Consider the following 18455-nt stretch of genomic DNA (forward strand, 5'->3'; position numbering starts at 1 on the left):
CCAGTCGGATCCGGCAAAAAAGCCTCATGCATAGGCGAGGTTTTTTTCTTCCAGCAGTTCCTCATACAACGCCGCCCATTTGCGACCCATTTCGTCCGCCGTAAACAGAGTCTGATAGCGAGCCTGCGCCTTCTCGCCCATTTGTGCCGCCAGCACCGGGTTTTCCCAAAGCGTGCGCATCGCCTCACGAAACGCCAGTGGATCACTGGGCGGCACCACCAGCCCGGTTTCGTTATGGATGTTGATGTAACTGGTGCCCGTGCCAATCTCACTGGAGATCATCGGTTTGCCATACATCGCGCCTTCAAGCAGTGAAATGCCGAAGGCTTCGGAACGCAGGTGCGACGGGAACACGATGGCGTAGCTCAGTTGCAGCAGCGCCACTTTGTCCTCGTCTCCCAGACGCCCGAGGAAGTGAACATGGCGTAAACCCAAGGCGGCCGCCTGGGCATGAAGCTCTGCTTCGAGTGGGCCGGCACCGACAATCACTGTCGGGTAATCCAGGTCTTTCAGGGCGTCGAGCAGGATGTGCAAGCCCTTGTAGTAGCGCATCACACCCACAAACAGAAAGAACTTGTCGCCAAGCTTCTGCCGCCAGTGAGCCGTTCGGTTGCTGTCCGGCTGTGGGTAACCTGCCTTGTTCAATCCGTAGGGGATCACTCGGGTCTTGTGCTGAAACTGTTGCAACACATCACTGGTGTGCAGGTAATTGGGTGATGCAGCGACGATCCGGTCGGCGCTGTGCAGAAAGCGATTCATCAGCGGCCGGTATAGTTTGAGCAGGTTTTTCTGGCGGATAATGTCCGAGTGATAGGTCACCACGCTGGGTTTGTTCAGACCGCTGGCGAAATGCACCAGGTCCATGAACGGCCATGGAAAGTGGTAATTGACCACGTCGGCCTCGGCCGCCAGCTCGCGAAACTGCTTGAAGACGCTCCAGGAAAACCCGGTGGAGGCGAACTGAATGTCGAGCCGGGCTCGATGGACTTCATGTTGAGCGATCTGCATCACCGGCGGTGTCGGGTCGGCACTGAGTGTCAGCACCTTGCCTTCAACGCCGTGCAGGGCACCGCTTTCGCACAACTGGAAAATCACTTGTTCGATCCCGCCGACCGAATCAGGCAGGTACGTCTTGAAAAAATGAAGAACTCGCATTCAATCTCCCATGGCCTGGCGATAGGCGCTGGCCGTGACTTGTGCACAGCGCTCCCAGGTAAAAAGCCTTGCCTGTAGCAATCCGGCTTCCCGGCATGCCTGCCAATGCGCTAGATCCTCGATCAGACGGTTCATTGCATCGCGCAAGCCGTCGGGATCATCAGGTTCAATATAGTTGCCCGCAGGGCCTGCCACTTCGGGCATGGCCGAGCGTCGAGTCAAAATGACCGGCGTGCCGCAGGCCATGGCCTCCAGCACCGGCAGGCCAAAACCTTCGTAAATCGACGGAAAAATCAATGCCCGTGCGCCCGCCAACAGCTGCGCAACGTGCTCATCGGGCAGATAGCCCAGCAAACAGACGTAACCGCAAGCCAGGGCCTGCTGCAATTCTTCACTGAACTGCTCGCGCTGCCAGCCGGCCATGCCGACGATCAGCAATGGAAAACGCTGACGGACTGATTCCGGCAATCGGGCGTGGGCGCGCAGGGCCAGGGACAGATTCTTGCGCGGCTCCAGGGTGCCGACACAGAGGAAGTATTCCCGCGCCTCGACGCCATGAGCCTTGAGTACAGTATCGATGACCTCGGGGGGGCGAGGGTGAAAACGTCCGGCTACGCCCAGCGGCGCGACGATAAACTGCTCGGCCGGTAGACCGAAATGTGCCTGGGCTTCGTCGGCAATGTATTGCGAGTCGGTCAGTATCAGGCTCGCCCGCTGCACGCCCTCGGTCACGCGCCGTTCGATTTCTCGCAAGCGCGCGGGCGGCTGCGTTTCGGGGTAGTGCAGGTGCGTCAGGTCATGCAGGGTGATGACGGTCGGGCCGTCGAACGACAGCGGCCACAAGCTCGGTTCGTGGTAGAGGTCGATAGCTTGCGCGCGGCCTTGATCGAAGCGTTTCTGCTCCAGCCACCGTCGGGCCTGATAGGCCCCCGGAATCTGCCGTAGCAAAGGTGTCAGCCGGGAATAACCGGGCATGGCCGCCTCAGGCAGCACAGAACTCCAGCCCCAGCCATGAAACAGCGCCAGTTCAACATCCGGTTCATCCGCCAGGGCGTTCGCCAGTTCGGCGACGTAGTGGCCGATGCCGGTACGGGGCGCCTGGAGAATCCGCGCGTTAAGGGCAATTCGCATGTTGCCTCTCTTCCACGAGCGGCACGTCTACAAGATTGCGCAGGGTGCGTTCAGCCAGTTGCGCACTGGCCTCACGCCAGCCGATCCAGCGCCAGTCCGCGACGTCGCGAGTGGCCGGGAATTGACCGCTGCTCTCGAAACGAACGACCAGATCAGCCAGGCTTTGTGGCTCGGCCAGGTCGAAATACGCCATGAACTCGCCGCCGATTTCACGAAAGACCGCAATGTCGCTGCCCATGGCCGGCAGTCCACGCTGCATGGCTTCCACCAGCGGCAGGCCGAAGCCTTCGACAAAAGACGGAAACACCAGTGAGCTGGCGTGGGTGTAGGCATGTTCGAGGCTGGTGTCACTCAGATCATTGAACATGAACAGTCGTTGGTTCAGTTGCGGGTGATTGCGAACCCGGGTGAGCAGGGCGTCGCATTTCCAGCCGACCCGACCGGCGATACACAGCCGGGCCCTGGAGCCCGCCGCCCAGGCCAGCTCGAAAGCGTCCAGCAGGTAGTCGTGGTTTTTGCGCGGTTCGATGGTACTGACCATCAGGAATATGGGGTCCGGCGTCTCGAACAGCCGGGCAAGACGCGGTTCCACGGCGGCGGTGACTTCCCTCAGATCGAGTTCGGAACCCAGGTGAAAATAATCGAACCACAACTGGTTGGCCCTGGCAGTGCCCAGGCGGTGTTGAACCTCCTCTCGCACCTGGTCACGCACCGTGGCGGAAATGGCCACGTAGCCATCGGCGGTCCGGGTGATCCAGTCGAACCACTCGTTGAACACCTGCACCAGCCGTGTGTCGTAAAACTGCGGGTGAGTCAGGGGAATCAGGTCGTAGATCACTGAAACGATGCCCACGCCTTCGCGTTTGAGCTGTTCGGCAAACGGGAAAAAGTCGGTGTGCCAGGACGAGTCCAGCAACACCAGCTGATCCCCCGGTTGATGCTGCAATGGTGCACAACGTTTGGGCAGTTGATACTGATTGAGCTGGTCGATCAGGCGCAGCGGCACGCTGAAGCAGGTCAGCGCTGTCAGTCGATAAGCCACGTACACCACGCGTCGGGCGAACCGCGATGTCAAGCGTTGGTCGAGCCGCTGGTGCCATTGCCAGAAACGATGTGCCAGTCGGCCAAGTCTGCCGCCGAACATCATTAACTGATCGAAAAGCGGGATGTTCAGCGCGCCGAGTTTCAGTACCCGATAGAGTTTGCCCTTGAGCATCACCACCGGGATGCATTCAACACCGTCGAGCGATTCCGGTAGCTGGTTGACGACGTTGCGCACCACTCGCTGAATGCCAGAATTGACCTTGGGGTGTTGGAATACGTGGGTGCATTCCACCAGAAGACGGGTCATGGCGTACTCCCGGAGGTGACCGGCGCGCTCGAGCGCGTGACGGTGGTCTTCGCGGCCAGCCACGAGCAGCCGACAAAATCTTCCTGGCGGTTGTTGATCACATGGAACACCAACCCGTAATCACGCCACTCGAAGTTGCGGTCCAGGTGCGAATCCAGGCGAGACAAGCTCAACGCCACGGAATAGTTACCCTTGCCCAGCCCCATGACGAAAGCAAAGCGGTAGGTCACGCGCTCGCCAGCCTGCAGATCGGTCAGCGCCTGATCCTGGCGATGGGTGTTGATGCCGTACATGGCCTGGCCCAGGCGGTCCTTGATCATGAAGCCCAGCACCAGTCGCTCGATGTCCTGGCGAACTTCGACATTCACCTCCAGCACCACCGGCTGGCCGACTTCGGCGGCGTCGATGGACCGCTCATGTTTGTCGAGCAGACGCACGTTCAGAATCCTGGCCTCACCCGTTCCCGAAATGGTGCTGACCTGACCGCCAGAGAGCATTTCCTGGCGCACGGTCTGTCCTTCACGCTCGGCGAGCAGGGCGTTGTAGTAATCCATGACGGCTTCGGGGGTGTCGTGCATGGCCATGTGGCCGTTTTCCAGGAGGATCGCCGAGTCGCAGATCGACTGAATCGCCGAGCGGTCATGGGAGACGATCAACAGCGTCGTACCGGCTTTGCGAAAGCTGCGGATGCGGTCGAAGCTTTTGTGCTGGAAGTAGGCGTCGCCCACCGACAGTGCTTCGTCGACGATCAAAATGTCCGGGCGTCGCGCAGTGGCCACGCTGAACGCCAGACGCATTTGCATGCCGCTGGAATAAGTACGCACCGGGTGGTCGATGGCGTCGCCAATTTCCGCGAAACCTTCGATTTCCGGCATCAAGGCTTCTATTTCTTCGACCTGCATGCCCAGCAATTGCCCGGCCATGACCGCATTCTGCCGGCCGGTGAAGTCCGCATGAAAACCCATGCCCAGTTCCAGCAGGGCGGCGACGCTGCCTTCGAGCTCAATGGTGCCGCAGGTGGGTTGGGTGGTGCCGGTGATCATCTTCAACAAGGTGCTTTTGCCGGCGCCGTTGACCCCGACGATGCCCACCGATTCTCCGGGGGCAATCTGGAAGGTCACGTCTTGTAGCACCCAATGCTGGCGATGACGGATCGGCGAAAACGGGATCAGCCACTCGGCCAGTCGACTCCAGCGGGTAGGGTACTGTTTATAGGCCTTGCCCAGGCCGGTGACGCGTATGTGCCCCATCAGAGTTCATCCACCATTTCGCCGACCCGCTGTCGAAACAGGCGCAGTCCGATGACGAAGAACAAGACACTGGCGACCATGATCGGCAGCAGCGAACTCCAGACGGGCCATTGACCGTAAAGAAACAGGTTCTGGTAGCTGGACATCAGGTTGGTCAGGGGGTTGAGTTGCAGCAGGCGCTGCACCCAATCGGGCAGAATGCTCATCGGGTACACGATCGGCGTCAGCCAGAACCAGAACTGCAGGCAAATGGCGAAAAATTGCCCGACATCGCGAAAGAACACATTCAGTACGCCAAGAATCATCCCCAACCCGGCACAAAACATCACCTGTAACGCGAGCAGAGGAATGAGCGCCAGCAGCGCCATCCCCGGCAGTCGCCCGGTGAGCAACAGAAAGCCCAGGAACAGGCCGATGATGATCGCGAAGTTGATGCCGGCGTTGAACAGCACGATGACCGGCAGGCAGATCCGCGGGAAGCTGATTTTTTTCAGCAGGTTGGCGTTGTCCAGAAACATGTTCTGACTGCGGACGGTGATTTCTGCGAACAAACCCCACGTCAGCAATCCGGCACAGAGGTAGACGCTGTAGGCCAAACCGTCATCCACCCCTGGCAAACGGGCGCGCATGATGTGGGAAAAGATCACGGTGTAGACGATGATCATCGACAGCGGGTTGAGCACGGTCCACAAGGCACCGAACAGTGAATTGCGATAACGCGCCTGGAACTCTCGCTTGACGCTACCGAGGATGAAACCCCGGTAGCTCCACAGCGAGCGGTACAAAGAAAGCAGCATTCAAACTGTCCTGCCGTATTGGTCTTCGAAGCGGACGATGTCGTCCTCTCCCAGGTATTCGCCGCTTTGCACTTCGATGATCACAAGGTCGATCACGCCGGGATTCTCCAGGCGATGCTTGTGACCGGCGGCAATGAAGGTCGATTCGTTCTTGGCCACCAGGTGCGTGCCGGTGCCGTTGTTGGTGACCTTGGCCATGCCTTCGACCACCACCCAGTGTTCATTGCGATGGTGGTGCATCTGCAATGACAGCTTGGCGCCGGGCTTGACCACGATACGTTTGATCTTGAAGCGCGGGCCTTCCTCGAGCACGGTGTAGGTGCCCCATGGCCGGCTGACCGTACGGTGCAGGCGATAGGCCTCGTGCTCTTTGTCCTTGAGTTGCCTGGCCACCCGGCGCACGTCCTGGGCGCGGTCGGCGTGGGCCACCAGCACCGCGTCGGCGGTGTCGACGATGATCAGGTCATCCACGCCCACGGTCGCTACCAGACGGTTGTCGCTCTGGACAAAGTTGTTGTGGCTGTCGATGAAAATCGCTTCGCCGACGGCGCGGTTGTTTTGTGCATCCGCCGGTACGAGCGCGGCCACCGCCCCCCAGGAGCCGATGTCGCTCCAGTCGAAACGGGCGGGTACGACGACCACCTTGTCGGAGTGCTCCATCAACGCGTAGTCGATGGAAATGTCCATGATTTCGCCAAACAGCGCCGGTGACAGCTCCTGTTGCACGCTCCCGTTGTTTTCCACCGCAGCGCTGGCGGCCATGCAGGTTTGCGTCTGCTCCAGCAACGTGGGAGCGTGGGTTTGCAGTTCGGCCAGCAGGGTGGCGACCGAGAAGCAGAACATCCCGGAGTTCCACAGGAAGTTGCCGCTTTCCACGTAATGCGTCGCGGTTTGCAGGTCGGGTTTTTCGACGAAGCGCCGCACGCCGGCAGCGCCCCTGTCGTCCAGTGGTGTGCCGGCTTCAATGTAGCCAAAACCGGTTTCCGGAACGCTCGGCACCACGCCGAAGGTCACCAGGTGACCGCTCTTGGCCAATGTCACGGCATGCTCGACCGCGTCCTTCAAGGCCTCGACATTGACGATCAGATGGTCGGCCGGCATGACCAGCATGATCGCGTCGTCACCATGCAGGGCCTGGAGCGAGAGGGCGGCGGCGGCAATCGCCGGCGCCGTATTGCGCCCCGTTGGCTCGAGCAGGAAGTGCCCGCGATGACGGCCCAGGTGCGCGTCCCGAAAGTGATCCTTGCTCTGGAAGTAGTACTCGCGGTTGGTCACCGTGACGATATCGCCCCAGCCGTCGAGCAGGTCGGCGGCACGCCGATAGGTCTTGCCCAGCAGCGACTGGCCGTCAGGCAAGGCCATGAACGGTTTGGGATGGCCTTCACGCGACACCGGCCACAACCTTGTCCCGGCACCGCCGGAGAGAATCACGGGAATCAGCATGGCCTACTCCTTGGCGACGCGTTTCATGTCCGCATCCATCATCATGCGGATCAAGGTATCCAGGTCGGTTTTTGGCTTCCAGCCCAGCACTCGCTGGGCCTTGGCCGGGTTGCCGAGCAGCACTTCGACTTCGGCCGGGCGGAAGAACGCCGGGTCGATCTTCACGTAATCACGGTAGTTCAGGCCCACATGATCGAAGGCGATCCGACACATCTCGCGCACGGTGGTGGTCACGCCGGTGGCCACCACGAAGTCGTCGGGTTTGTCCTGTTGCAGCATCAGCCACATGGCTTCGACGTAGTCGCCGGCAAAACCCCAGTCGCGCTTGGCGTCGATGTTGCCCAGGCGCAGTTCCTGCTGTTTGCCCTGTTTGATCCGGGCGGCGGCGTCGGTGACTTTGCGTGTCACGAACTCGATGCCGCGCAGCGGTGATTCGTGGTTGAACAGAATCCCGCTGCTGGCGTGCAGGTCGAAGCTTTCGCGGTAGTTCACGGTAATCCAGTGGCCATACAGCTTGGCGACGCCATAAGGGCTGCGCGGATAGAACGGTGTGTTCTCGTCCTGCTGCTCGGCCTGGATCAGGCCGAACATCTCGCTGGTGGACGCCTGATAGAAACGCGTGTGCGCACTGAACTGGCGGATCGCTTCGAGCAGGTGGGTAACGCCCAGGCCGTCGACGATGCCGGTGGTCACCGGTTGATCCCAGGAGGCCGCGACAAAGCTTTGCGCGGCGAGGTTGTAGACCTCGTCCGGCGCCGACTTGATCACCGCGCGCTGCACTGAACAGGCATCGGCCATGTCGCCATCCAGGTAGACGATGTCCGCCTCGACCCCCATCTCGCGCAGACGCCAGCGCGAGTCGCTGCTGCGACGCGCGACCAGACCGTGGACTTTGTAACCCTTGTCGAGCAGCAGTTTGGCCAGATAGGCGCCATCCTGACCGGTGATCCCCGTGATCAATGCACTTTTAGTCATACTTGTCGTACTCGCTTCTCCCAGTCGGACAGGATCGCCCGCAGGGATTGTTGTGTTGTGATTTCAGACTTCCATCCGGTGGACTGGGCCAGCCTGTCAGGGCTGCCGCACACCCGACGCTGATCCGCACGGCGAAGCCGCGCAGGGTCCTGGACCAGTTGCAGGTCGACCTGGGCAAGATCTGCCAGTTGTTCGATCAAACTGCGAATGCTCTGCTCGCGTCCCGAGCAAATGTTGTAGACCTGCCCCGGTGTGCCTTTTTCCAGCAAGGCCAGGTAGGCCGAGACCACGTCCGCGACATCGAGGAAGTCGCGCGTGACGTCGATGTCCCCGACCTCCAATTGTGGCGCTTGCAGGCCTTGCTTGATCCGGCAAATCTGACGGGCGGCGCTGGCGATGACGAAGCTGTCCTTCTGCCCGCTGCCGATATGGTTGAACGGGCGGGCGACCAGTACGGGCCAACCTTCGCTCAGGCCCCATTGCAGACTCAGGAACTCGGCCGACAGTTTGCTCACGGCGTAGGGATTGCGCGGGCAGGGGGGGTGCAATTCAGTGATGGGTAGATGCCCTTCAGCGACCTGGCCATAGACATCACCGGAGCTGACGTACAGAAACGTACCGGTGAACCCGCGCGCCTTGAGGGCTTGCAGCAGGTTCAGGGTGCCCAGCAGATTGATGTTCAGGGTGCCGGCCGGATCACGAAAGGCCTCCGGGACGAACGTCTGGCCGGCCAGGTGGATCACCGCATCGGGCATTTGCGGCCACAAGCCTTCAAGGCTGTCCGGCGCAGCAAGATCGTAGCGACAAGGAACCGGCAGCAGCTCCCATTCCGAGGTATCAGCCTGCAAACGCGATTGGATGTGTTGTCCTACGAATCCGCTCAGACCCGTGACAAACAGACGTTTTTTCAAACAGCGACCCCTTGGTCATGCATTTCATCCATTTTCCACAGGCTCCATGGAAAAACTTGCGAGCGACATGATCGCTCGAACGGTGGGTGAAATGTTTGTTGTAGTTGTTTGGTAGCCAATCTGTGCCATTTGCTCGGCAATTTCAACAAGTCCAATCGTGACTGATCAGTTCTCCTCAGCGTAGCCTGAATTATTCTCGCCAGGCGGTTCACGAACCCTCGATGGATGTGTTTAGAATGCCCCTCGTCACGATTACCCGGGGTTCGGCAGCGTCGCTTCGAAACTGCGAGAAACTGACCACTAAAACAAGAACGAAGACGGGCAGGAAGACGATGGACGAGCGCCAGTAAACACTGGCTCGAACCCTGTTCTCCCCGTCATAGCGTGCGGCTGCCGGGATGGCGGCGTCACGGTGGGATGCCATGAATTTCATTCTTTACTCGGACATCAACGACAGCTCCATCAGCCAGAGCCTCGGTCGTCCCGAATACAGTTACTACTTCGTGCTCAAGGCATATCGCCCTGTGCTCGAAAGCCTTGGGCGAGTGCATGTGGTGTCCTCCACCGCCGAGGTCGATCCGCTCTACAAACAATTGTTGGCCGCCGGCGAAGACAGTCTGTTCCTGTCGTTTACGCCACCGCAGAAAACCCCGAACGACCTTGAGTGCCCGACCATCTGCGTGGTGGCCTGGGAGTTTGATTCGATTCCTAATGAGCAATGGGATAACGACCCGCGCCAGGACTGGACACAAATGCTCGCGCGCCAGGGCCGGGTGATCACGCTTTCCAGTCATACCGCCCGGGCGATTCGTCGGGCCATGGGCGAAGATTTCCCGGTGCTGGTGCTGCCGACGCCGTTGTGGGAAAACTTCGCCGACATTCGTAGTCGCCACACCAGCGCCCCGATCAGCGCCGGCTCGCCCCTGGACATCAAGGGTTGCATCTTCGATACGCGCACACTCGGGCTGAACGCCGATGCTCTGATTCCCGTCGTGCCGACCGCCGAGGAACTGGCGGCGCTCGAGGCCGAGCTTGAAGCATTGAAGCCACCGCCGCTGACGCTCAAGCGCCGCTTTGTGATTGCTCGCCATTACCTGCGTATGTGGCGCCTGGACAAAGGCAAATTGCTGCCGGTCCCGGTGCATCGCACTCATTTTCTAAGCCAGTGGTATTGGGAAGGGGTTCGCGACCTGTTGTCGCAAGCCGCCCATGAGCGTCTCGCTGACTGGTTGCCGGCCATCGCCGGCCCGCAGACGATGGCAGTACCCGAGCCAGAGCCGCGACAGTGGCCGGACACCACCGCCCAGGTCGAAACACAGGTAGACGGTGTGGTGTACGTCACCGTGTTCAACCCGCGTGACGGGCGCAAGAACTGGCATCAACTGATCACCGCATTCTGCTGGGCGTTTCGCGAAACGTCTGACGCGACGCTGGTGCTGAAGATTACCCAAAGTGATCTGTCGTCCTACCACGACGAACTGATGACGTTGCTCGCCCAGCTTTCGCCTTTCGCCTGTCGGGTGGTGGTCATGCACGGCTACCTGGACGACCCGCAATACGCCCGGCTGTACGCAGCCGCCAGTTACTACGTCAATGCTTCGCGTTGCGAAGGGCTGTGCCTGCCGCTGATGGAGTTCATGGCCAGTGGTAAACCGGTGATTGCCCCCGATCACACGGCCATGGAGGACTACATCGATGAGCGTGTGGCGTTTGTGGTCAAGTCCAGCGAAGAACTGACCATCTGGCCGCAGGACACTCGCATCATCTACCGCACCCTGCGTTACCGGCCGGATTGGGGTTCGCTGAAAACCGCTTACGAAAACAGTTACCGTCTGGCCAAGGAACAACCGCTGGAGTATCAGCGCATGTCCCTCGCCGCCGTCGAGCGCATGCACGATTACTGCGCTTTCGCCCCGGTGCAGAAACGCATGGCGGATTTTTTCGGGCTGGCGCCACAGTCTTTGCCGACAGCCACCGTGACGGATAATGCCCCATGCTGATCATCATTCATTCGGAAACCAACCAGCACACCATTGCCCGGAACCTTGGCCGTTCGGAATACAGCTATTACTTCGTGCTCAAGGAGTACCGACCTGTGCTGGAGCGGTTGGGGCGAGTGGTAGAAGTCAGCGACCCCCAGACCGAAGTCGATGCCTTGTACAGGGACGCCTTGTCCCGTGGTGAAGCGTGCGTGTTCCTGTCGTTCTCACCGCCTCATCGTACGCCGGTCAATTTCACCTGCCCGACGCTGCCGGTGTTCGCGTGGGAATTCAGCACCATCCCCAACGAACCCTTTGCCGGTGACCCGCTCAATGACTGGCGCACGGTGTTGCGCGCAGCGGGTGCGGCGATTACACATTCCAGCTACACCGTGAATGCGGTGCGCGAGGCGATGGGCGCCGACTATCCGATCATCGCGGTACCGGCCCCGGTATGGGACCGGTTTTCCGAGCGTGGCGCCCACTTGAAGCGTCAGCCCTTGGCCAGTCAGGTGCGGTTGACGCTCAAGGGGTTGCTGGCAGACAGCCGCGAACTCGATTTGCGCGCCTTCGGCCCCGTGGCCACTCGCGAAGGCGTGGGTATTGATTTCCGGGCCCCGCCGAGTGAACACGAGTTGGTCCTCAACGGCGTGATTTACACCTCGGTGTTCAACCCCAGTGATGGGCGCAAGAATTGGGAAGACATGCTCAGTGCCTTTTGCGTGACGTTTCGCGAGGTGGACGACGCAACGCTGGTGCTCAAATTGACGCACCACGATGCCGAAGAAGCGCTGACTGACATCCTTCACCACTTGTACAAAAACCAGTCTTACCGCTGCCGGGTCGTGCTGATTTACGGCTATCTGGCTGACGCGGACTATGAGCAGCTGGTGCAAGCCACGAGTTACGTGGTCAACACGTCCTACGGCGAGGGTCAATGTCTTCCGCTGATGGAGTTCATGTCCTGTGGTAAACCGGCGGTGGCACCACGGACCACGGCGATGATCGATTATCTGGATGCCGAAAATGCATTCCTGATTGACTCCACCGATGAGCTGACGGCCTGGCCACATGACCCGCGCAGAGCGTTTCGTACCCTGCGCTATGTCACCAATTGGGCGTCGTTGTGCAGGGCTTATCAGTCAAGCTATGACGTGGCCAAGGATGATCCCGGGCGTTATGCACGGATGTCCGCGCACGCAGTGGCCAGCCTCAGGAAATTCTGCAGCCAGGCCACTGCCGAACAGCGGCTTGAGGCATTTTTCGAGCACCTGTTCGAGAACCGTGTCGTGGAAACCCCTGAGGCATGATTCGCGCATTGGTCAGACGTTTCTTTCCAGAGACGAAAGCCGAGCCCCGGCCTGCGCCATTGCCGGTCGAGCAATCCCGCGTGTCGCCAAGAGAGGTGGGCTTGCACGATGCAATGCATGACGGCTGGTTTTCGGGGGACAGCGGCGAACTGCTCAAAGGGTTTGCCATCACCGCCGACGACACCTTGCTGGATGTCGGCTGTGGCGAAGGCGTGGCGACCTTGTTTGCGGTGCGTCAAGGCGCTTCGGTGATCTTCACCGACAGTGAACACGACAAAGTCCGCGAGCTTGCCCGGCAAGTGGCTGCACAGTCGGACCAACCGAATCTGGGGCTGGTCAGCAACAGTTTGCCGCTGCCGCTAGCCGATGGTTGCGCGAGCAAAGTCGTGTGCATGGAAGTGCTCGAGCATATCGACCAGCCGGAACCCTTCATGGCCGAACTGGTGCGCATGGGCCGCCCCGGCGCGCAGTACCTGCTGAGCGTACCGTCTCCGGTGGGCGAGCATTTGCAGAAAGGCATCGCTCCGGCCAGCTACTTTCAATCGCCCAATCATGTGCAGATATTCACCCCCGAGCGGTTCGCCGCACTGGTGGAGGACGCAGGCCTGGTCATCGAACATCGCCAGGCCACCGGGTTTTTCTGGGTCATGGGCATGATTTTTTTCTGGGCCAGTGAACGGGCCGCCGGGCGCGACCTGGGGGGTGCGGTTCGCGACCGGATCCAGGCGCCGTACCCGCCGCTGATGGAGAGCTGGGCGAAAACCTGGCAGGACTTGCTGGCACAGCCCGACGGGTTGGCGATCAAGCAGATGCTGGACCGGTTCATGCCCAAGAGCCAGGTGATCATTGCTCGAAAACCTCATGTCCAGGAGGGCGCATGAGCAACGAAAAACGGATCATGGACATCGAGTTGTTGCGCGGCATAGCGGTGCTTGGCGTGCTGTTTCATCACCTGCAGGACAGCCTGTTCGCGGCGGCGGTGCCCTTGCTGCAGACCATCACGCTGTATTGCCAGCCGTGGTGGGGCGTGGACCTGTTTTTCGCGATCTCGGGCTTCGTCATTGCCCGCAGCCTGATCCCGGCCATGCGCCGCTGCACAACGCGCCGGGAGTATTGGCAACAGACGCGCAATTTCTGGTTGCGCCGGGCCTTTCGTTTGCTGCCGTCGGCCTGGTTGTGGCTGGCGCTGATGTTGCTGGCGTGTCTCTTTCTCAACCGCTCCGGCGCCTTCGGCACCCTGCACGCGAACCTTCAGGCGACCCTGGCCGGCGTCGCGCAGTACGCCAATTTCCGCTTTGCCGACAGTTTCTATCGCTACGAATATGGCACCAGTTTCGTGTACTGGAGCCTGTCGCTGGAAGAGCAGTTCTATCTGCTGTTCCCGCTGATGATCGTGCTGTTTCGCAAACACCTTGTGTGGCCTTTGCTGGCGCTGGTTGCTGTGCAGTTGTTCACCTTGCGCACGCCGATCCTGATGGTGGTGCGCACCGATGCGCTGGCCCTTGGCGTGCTGTTGGCGATGTGGAGTACGCAACCGTCGTACCTGCGCTGGGAGCCCACATTCCTGCGTCGTCCATGGGCGGGTGTTGCCGCACTGATCACGGTGTCGCTGCTGCTCGGCTTCATGGCCACGGATCGTTTTACCTTCACCCAATACCGGATCGGTGTGATCGCGGTGCTGTGCGCAATGCTGGTCTGGATTGCTTCCTACAACCGCGATTACCTGTTGCCGCGCGGTGTGTTCAAGCACCTGATGACGTGGGTCGGCAGCCGTTCCTACGGGATTTATTTGATCCATATCCCGGCCTACTTGCTGGTACGTGAATTCATTTTCCGTTTACAGGCTGCCGGGCTGCCCAGTCCGGCTGGCCATCCGATACTGATGTTGCTGATGGCTGGCGGCCTGATCGTGCTGCTGAGCGAACTCAACTATCGCTACATCGAAATGCCCATGCGCAACCGCGGCGCCTCGCTGGTCAAACGCCTGGGCACCTCCCGAACAGCCGTCTCATCCTCTGGAGCTACCTCATGCTGAGCCTTTTGAAGAAACTCACGGCGGGCACGCCCGCGCCTGTGCAGCCAGAGATTGCGCCTGCGCCACCCGTGGCGGAGAAGGTCGACCCCTACATGCTCGGCCTGCACGACGCGATGCTCAGCGGCTGGTTCAATCAGCAGACCGGCGAACTGTTCAGCGGTTTCCCGGTGACCCCCGAGGACACACTGCTGGATGTGGGCTGTGGCGACGGCGGCAATGTGCATTTCTGCGGGATGCGCGGGGCGAAGATCATCATCGCCGATATCGACGCGGCCAAGGTCGAAGCGACCCGTCAGCGCCTGAGCGATACACCGGCCCGCGACGTCGAATGCCACGTCACCGACTGCAACCCGCTGCCGATTGCTGATGCGACCGCCACGCGGGTGGTGTCGACCGAGGTCATCGAGCATGTGGACGATCCGGCCCAGTTCCTCGCGGAACTGGTGCGCGTCGGTAAGCCGGGTGCGTTGTACCTGCTGAGCGTCCCGCACCCCAGCTCCGAAGACCTGCAGAAAGACATCGCCGCGGCCGAGTATTTCCAGAAGCCCAACCACATTCGCATCATCAGCGAAGCGCAGTTCAAGGCTATGGTCAGCGATGCCGGCCTGGAAGTGATCAGCCACAGCCAGTATGGATTCTATTGGTCGATGTGGATGCTGCTGTTCTGGGAGGCCAAGGTCGACTTCAGCAACCCGGACCATCCGTTGCTCAACCACTGGGCGGACACCTGGCAGGCGATCCTGGCTTCGCCACGGGGTCCACAGATCAAGCAGGCGCTGGATGCCGTGGTAGCCAAGAGTCAGGTGATCATTGCGCGTAAACCCTGATTGGCCAACGGTGGGGGTGACGGTCTGCAACAGGCCGTCCGGTACCACCTTGGGTGCCGTCCCGTAGCATTGCATCAAGCCGGATCAGCAAAGTCCGCCAGGTTGCGAGGGCAAGCAGCCCCTGGCAAAAGCGGTCGGTGCAACAGGGCCGCCACTCTCTCCATAAATGGGGCATTACACCCACCCAACCGGGCGGTTACAACCAAAGTTGAGGAATATTCCCCCTCACGCTTTCTCTCGCTTGAAACATTCTGAAACAGCCTGTTCATTAATCTGAGCTTTTTCTTCGCCCCCGGGTAATGGCTCATTTGTTGCACCACCCTCAGTCACCCGCAACAGCCGTCGTCCCGGACATCATGGAGACGGCAGGCTTGCCGGGTTCGGTCGGACGCGAGGGGTAAAAAATGAAACACGCGACACCAACTTTGCGCTCCATCGCCTCTCATGAGGAGCTTCTTATGAGTCCCACGATCAAGATTGGCATTGTTGACGATCACCCACTGTTAAGGGATGGGGTCGCAATGGCGTTGAAGAAAATAGCGGACTTTCAGGTGGTCGAGCAGGGCGGGTCGGCCGATGATGCCATGGAGATTGCGGCTCGTTTTGCTCCGAATGTGTTGCTGATGGATGTCAATATGCCGGGCGACAGCTTTGCTGCCGTGCGAGCGATCTCGGCGTCTTCGCCGGCCGTTAAAATATTGATGCTGACGGTATCCGAGTCCATCGAGGACGCCTATTCCGCCCTCGAAGCGGGCGCGCAGGGCTATGCATTGAAAGGCATCAGCGGTCTTGAGCTTGTGCAAGCCATCAGAAATGTTGCCGGGGGTGAAACCTTCATTACCCCTAAACTTGCCGGCAGGCTGTTAAGCAATATCAGAAAGAACGCGGGCGACAAGCAAAAGGTCGAGCTGACCCATCGCGAAGAACAGGTTATCCGAGAGGTATCGAAGGGCCTGACCAACCGCGAGGTGGCTATCAAGCTTGAGCTCTGCGAGAAGACCATCAAGCACTACATGACGAATGTCATGTACAAGCTGCGCGTTCGTAACCGGACGCAGGCGGTGGCTGCAGTGATACGGCATTGGGAGAGTGACCATATATCCAGCGTGTGTGGTGCTCTTCAGCGCCGCGACTGGAATGACAACAGGAAGTCGAATAACGAGCTATAAGCGCTGCGGTGACTTGGGCGCAACGATCAATCTGGTACGGGTTATCAGATTTTGAACTGCGCCCTGGCTTTGGTTCCGGCCTGGGGAGCTGATTCGATGATGAATACGCCGCCGAGGGATTCGACGCGATAGCGCATGCCGACAAGGCCCAGACGAGTTCTACCTCGAGCTGGCACACTCGGTTTCTCGGTTGAAATACCCACTCCCGCATCCTCGACTTGCACTTCCAGCAGTCCTTCAGAGTGTGAGGCGCTGAGTTTTTGGCCTTTTCCCCCGGCGTGAACATAGGCATTGTTCAAAGCTTCCTGGGCAAAGCGGTAAATACCAATTTTAAGCGCTACCGGTACATCGTCCGGAAGCGTATCAAGCTGCAGATCGACTCGCGTCTCGGTTCGCTCTTCGTGGCGTTCGGCCAGCAATACCAGGGCATCGTGCAGGGTCAGGTCATTGACTTCCGGAAGTGCCAGGCCGAGTGATATTTCCCGCACTTCGTTTAAAGCATCCTGGCCGGCACGCCTGATCATTTCCAGGGCTTCTACATCCGAGACACCTTCCGAAGATTCGAGCTCTTCAAGGCGAAGGAGAATAAGTGCCAACAGTTGGGCGGGACCATCATGCAGATCTGCCCCGATCCGCCGCAGAGTGAGTTCATTGATTCTGGAGAACTCGCGATTGGCTTTAGTGACTTTGCGCTGAAGGGCGGCATTGTTTGAGTGCAATCTGGTTTGCTCATCCATTCGCCATTTAAGTGCTGTTTCATGCTGTTTTATTATCTTGTCGCCACGTCGAACGATAAAAAACAACAGTAAAATCATGGCTGTCGTTGCTGTCCCGACAATCCCCCATACTTTTTTGCGAACGTTATTGATTTCGCGCTGTAACGCCTCCGCAGTTTCGTAGAACTCACCCACCGCAATAATCTTTCCAGTACCCGCTTCGCGCAGTGGAGCAAATATTTCATAGAGCGGAATATTCAGGCTTCGCTCAAAGGCATCTTCAACATCGTCCACCGAATAACTTCCCAGTTCATTGTCGAACTCTGTATAGATCTTGCCCGTCAGTGCCTGTGAGATCTCCTCTGTCGGAAACGTTTTCTGGACCGTGGATTTGTCGGTGCTGTAGACAATGGTGCCGTCTGGCAACCAGATCTTCACCGAGACAACATGTGTACTGAGCGAGGTGCTGGACAGCAGGTGATCAATGGTCTGAATGGTTTCATCGGGGAGTTCCTTTGCCGTGGTCAATCCCTGGACGAAAGGTTCGAGAAAGTTCTGCATATAACGCGCGCCCGTCTCTGCCGCCGTTTGAACCGTTGCATCTTCGATGCTCTGGCTTACGAGGTTTCCAACGAACGTCATGGTCAAGCCCAGGATGATTGTGGCGCAGATCACGAACTGGGTTGAGCGGCTTAAATGGCGCAATTTCGCACCGGTTCCCTGTCTCCCGGGCCCTGCGCCATGGGACTTTAGGCCCATGTCCGATTCGACCAAGGTCTGATCGGATTCGTTGACCAAGGTCTCGGAATTTGGCTGGGCCTTCGTCTCTGTACACATCCGGGTAGCCCCTCAATACTCATTTTCAATGGAGTGTAAAACTGGTGTTTGAGGTTGAGGGCGGGAGGCGCGATGAGTATTTTAAAAAGATTCTCAAACAGACTGGGTAATCGCTACTTCCGGCAACAACAGCCGGGGGTTATTACCCATAGTGCTCCACTCAATCAGAACCAGACCCATGGTTTGAATGATTTCCTGACTCCTGCACCAGGCGTGAGCAACCACTCTCCAATACATACTAGTCAATTCGTAGTCGATGCCAGTTTTCTCATGGATAAAAGGCTTGTTGACGAAGCCGCATGGACGCAGAACCGTGCCATCACCCCTCAGGAAGTCCCGGACTCTGATCGCTGGATGTGTGGCATCTGTGACAAGCCCCCTATGCCTGAGAGTGCTCCATGGACAGATGCATAACGCCCCGATACGTGACGGGGCCATTCGCAAGTCACACCTTCTATTCGACCTGCGTTCATGGGCCGTCGCCTCCTTGAAGCGCAATACCCGCCTGTAGATACGGTTGTCACGGGGAATCAATCCTCAGTCGAGCACTGCTGATTGCACGCAATTGG

The 18455-nt window shown here is 59.2% G+C and carries 16 protein-coding genes; 7 read left to right on the plus strand and 9 right to left on the minus strand.

Going from position 1 to position 18455, the window contains the following annotated elements:
• Nucleotides 1–24: 24 nt before the first annotated feature.
• Genes AB7M25_RS09180 through AB7M25_RS09215 form a run of 8 tightly spaced genes read right to left on the minus strand, consistent with a single transcriptional unit; the run spans nt 25 to nt 9013 of the window.
• A complete protein-coding gene (locus tag AB7M25_RS09180) occupies nt 25–1155 on the minus strand; it encodes a glycosyltransferase family 4 protein (RefSeq protein ID WP_454237185.1) in 1131 nt (376 codons plus the stop codon).
• Nucleotides 1156–2286, minus strand: a complete 1131-nt coding sequence (locus AB7M25_RS09185; RefSeq protein WP_429518934.1) for a glycosyltransferase family 4 protein — start codon at nt 2284–2286, stop codon at nt 1156–1158.
• Nucleotides 2270–3637, minus strand: a complete 1368-nt coding sequence (locus tag AB7M25_RS09190) for a glycosyltransferase family 4 protein (RefSeq protein ID WP_429383689.1) — start codon at nt 3635–3637, stop codon at nt 2270–2272. Before AB7M25_RS09190 ends, AB7M25_RS09185 begins: the two co-directional genes overlap by 17 nt.
• Nucleotides 3634–4887, minus strand: a complete 1254-nt coding sequence (locus tag AB7M25_RS09195; RefSeq protein WP_429383687.1) for an ABC transporter ATP-binding protein — start codon at nt 4885–4887, stop codon at nt 3634–3636. Before AB7M25_RS09195 ends, AB7M25_RS09190 begins: the two co-directional genes overlap by 4 nt.
• Nucleotides 4887–5684 (minus strand): ABC transporter permease, encoded by a 798-nt coding sequence (locus AB7M25_RS09200; RefSeq protein WP_007970681.1) that lies wholly within the window; start codon nt 5682–5684, stop codon nt 4887–4889. The genes AB7M25_RS09195 and AB7M25_RS09200 overlap by 1 nt, the downstream gene beginning before the upstream one ends.
• A complete protein-coding gene (locus AB7M25_RS09205) occupies nt 5685–7127 on the minus strand; it encodes a mannose-1-phosphate guanylyltransferase/mannose-6-phosphate isomerase (protein ID WP_429383684.1) in 1443 nt (480 codons plus the stop codon). It lies immediately after the preceding gene.
• Nucleotides 7128–7130: 3 nt separating this feature from the next.
• The gene (gene gmd, locus AB7M25_RS09210; RefSeq protein WP_429383682.1) at nt 7131–8102 is read right to left on the minus strand and encodes a GDP-mannose 4,6-dehydratase; all 972 of its coding nucleotides are present in this window, start codon (nt 8100–8102) and stop codon (nt 7131–7133) included.
• Nucleotides 8099–9013 carry a GDP-mannose 4,6-dehydratase gene (locus AB7M25_RS09215; protein WP_429383680.1) on the minus strand — a complete coding sequence of 305 codons (915 nt, stop codon included), beginning with the start codon at nt 9011–9013 and terminating at the stop codon, nt 8099–8101. Before AB7M25_RS09215 ends, gmd begins: the two co-directional genes overlap by 4 nt.
• Before the next feature lie 422 nt (nt 9014–9435).
• On the opposite strand from AB7M25_RS09215, the gene AB7M25_RS09220 reads away from it, so the two are divergent.
• From AB7M25_RS09220 to AB7M25_RS09245, 6 genes are all read left to right on the plus strand, one after another.
• On the plus strand, nt 9436–11013 hold the full coding sequence (locus AB7M25_RS09220; protein ID WP_454237186.1) for a glycosyltransferase: 1578 nt from the start codon (nt 9436–9438) through the stop codon (nt 11011–11013).
• Complete coding sequence (locus AB7M25_RS09225) at nt 11007–12302, plus strand: glycosyltransferase (protein ID WP_429518932.1); 1296 nt, start codon at nt 11007–11009, stop codon at nt 12300–12302. The genes AB7M25_RS09220 and AB7M25_RS09225 overlap by 7 nt, the downstream gene beginning before the upstream one ends.
• Nucleotides 12299–13183, plus strand: a complete 885-nt coding sequence (locus AB7M25_RS09230) for a class I SAM-dependent methyltransferase (RefSeq protein WP_429383674.1) — start codon at nt 12299–12301, stop codon at nt 13181–13183. Before AB7M25_RS09225 ends, AB7M25_RS09230 begins: the two co-directional genes overlap by 4 nt.
• Nucleotides 13180–14337 (plus strand): acyltransferase family protein, encoded by a 1158-nt coding sequence (locus AB7M25_RS09235; protein WP_429383672.1) that lies wholly within the window; start codon nt 13180–13182, stop codon nt 14335–14337. Before AB7M25_RS09230 ends, AB7M25_RS09235 begins: the two co-directional genes overlap by 4 nt.
• Nucleotides 14331–15164: a class I SAM-dependent methyltransferase gene (locus AB7M25_RS09240; protein WP_429561344.1), complete on the plus strand. Its 834-nt coding sequence runs from the start codon at nt 14331–14333 to the stop codon at nt 15162–15164. The genes AB7M25_RS09235 and AB7M25_RS09240 overlap by 7 nt, the downstream gene beginning before the upstream one ends.
• A 458-nt stretch (nt 15165–15622) precedes the next feature.
• Complete coding sequence (locus AB7M25_RS09245; RefSeq protein ID WP_429383668.1) at nt 15623–16333, plus strand: response regulator; 711 nt, start codon at nt 15623–15625, stop codon at nt 16331–16333.
• A 44-nt stretch (nt 16334–16377) separates the two neighbouring features.
• Here AB7M25_RS09245 and AB7M25_RS09250 read toward each other — a convergent pair whose 3' ends face one another.
• The gene (locus AB7M25_RS09250; protein WP_429561345.1) at nt 16378–17886 is read right to left on the minus strand and encodes a sensor histidine kinase; all 1509 of its coding nucleotides are present in this window, start codon (nt 17884–17886) and stop codon (nt 16378–16380) included.
• Nucleotides 17887–17958: 72 nt separating this feature from the next.
• Here AB7M25_RS09250 and AB7M25_RS09255 point away from each other — a divergent pair, with 72 nt between their 5' ends.
• On the plus strand, nt 17959–18300 hold the full coding sequence (locus tag AB7M25_RS09255; protein ID WP_429518927.1) for a hypothetical protein: 342 nt from the start codon (nt 17959–17961) through the stop codon (nt 18298–18300).
• Nucleotides 18301–18455: the final 155 nt, after the last annotated feature.

The sequence above is a fragment of the Pseudomonas sp. AP3_22 TE3818 genome, assembly GCF_053628995.1.

Bases quoted from the DNA above. Each gene is read 5' to 3' on its own strand.
- AB7M25_RS09235 (WP_429383672.1), top strand. From the start codon at position 13,180: ATGAGCAACGAAAAACGGATCATGGACATCGAGTTGTTGCGCGGCATA.
- AB7M25_RS09245 (WP_429383668.1), top strand. From the start codon at position 15,623: ATGAGTCCCACGATCAAGATTGGCATTGTTGACGATCACCCACTGTTA.
- AB7M25_RS09195 (WP_429383687.1), bottom strand. From the start codon at position 4,887: ATGGGGCACATACGCGTCACCGGCCTGGGCAAGGCCTATAAACAGTAC.
- AB7M25_RS09230 (WP_429383674.1), top strand. From the start codon at position 12,299: ATGATTCGCGCATTGGTCAGACGTTTCTTTCCAGAGACGAAAGCCGAG.
- AB7M25_RS09185 (WP_429518934.1), bottom strand. From the start codon at position 2,286: ATGCGAATTGCCCTTAACGCGCGGATTCTCCAGGCGCCCCGTACCGGC.
- AB7M25_RS09255 (WP_429518927.1), top strand. From the start codon at position 17,959: ATGAGTATTTTAAAAAGATTCTCAAACAGACTGGGTAATCGCTACTTC.
- AB7M25_RS09205 (WP_429383684.1), bottom strand. From the start codon at position 7,127: ATGCTGATTCCCGTGATTCTCTCCGGCGGTGCCGGGACAAGGTTGTGG.
- AB7M25_RS09190 (WP_429383689.1), bottom strand. From the start codon at position 3,637: ATGACCCGTCTTCTGGTGGAATGCACCCACGTATTCCAACACCCCAAG.
- AB7M25_RS09180 (WP_454237185.1), bottom strand. From the start codon at position 1,155: ATGCGAGTTCTTCATTTTTTCAAGACGTACCTGCCTGATTCGGTCGGC.
- gmd (WP_429383682.1), bottom strand. From the start codon at position 8,102: ATGACTAAAAGTGCATTGATCACGGGGATCACCGGTCAGGATGGCGCC.
- AB7M25_RS09240 (WP_429561344.1), top strand. From the start codon at position 14,331: ATGCTGAGCCTTTTGAAGAAACTCACGGCGGGCACGCCCGCGCCTGTG.
- AB7M25_RS09250 (WP_429561345.1), bottom strand. From the start codon at position 17,886: ATGTGTACAGAGACGAAGGCCCAGCCAAATTCCGAGACCTTGGTCAAC.
- AB7M25_RS09225 (WP_429518932.1), top strand. From the start codon at position 11,007: ATGCTGATCATCATTCATTCGGAAACCAACCAGCACACCATTGCCCGG.
- AB7M25_RS09220 (WP_454237186.1), top strand. From the start codon at position 9,436: ATGAATTTCATTCTTTACTCGGACATCAACGACAGCTCCATCAGCCAG.
- AB7M25_RS09200 (WP_007970681.1), bottom strand. From the start codon at position 5,684: ATGCTGCTTTCTTTGTACCGCTCGCTGTGGAGCTACCGGGGTTTCATC.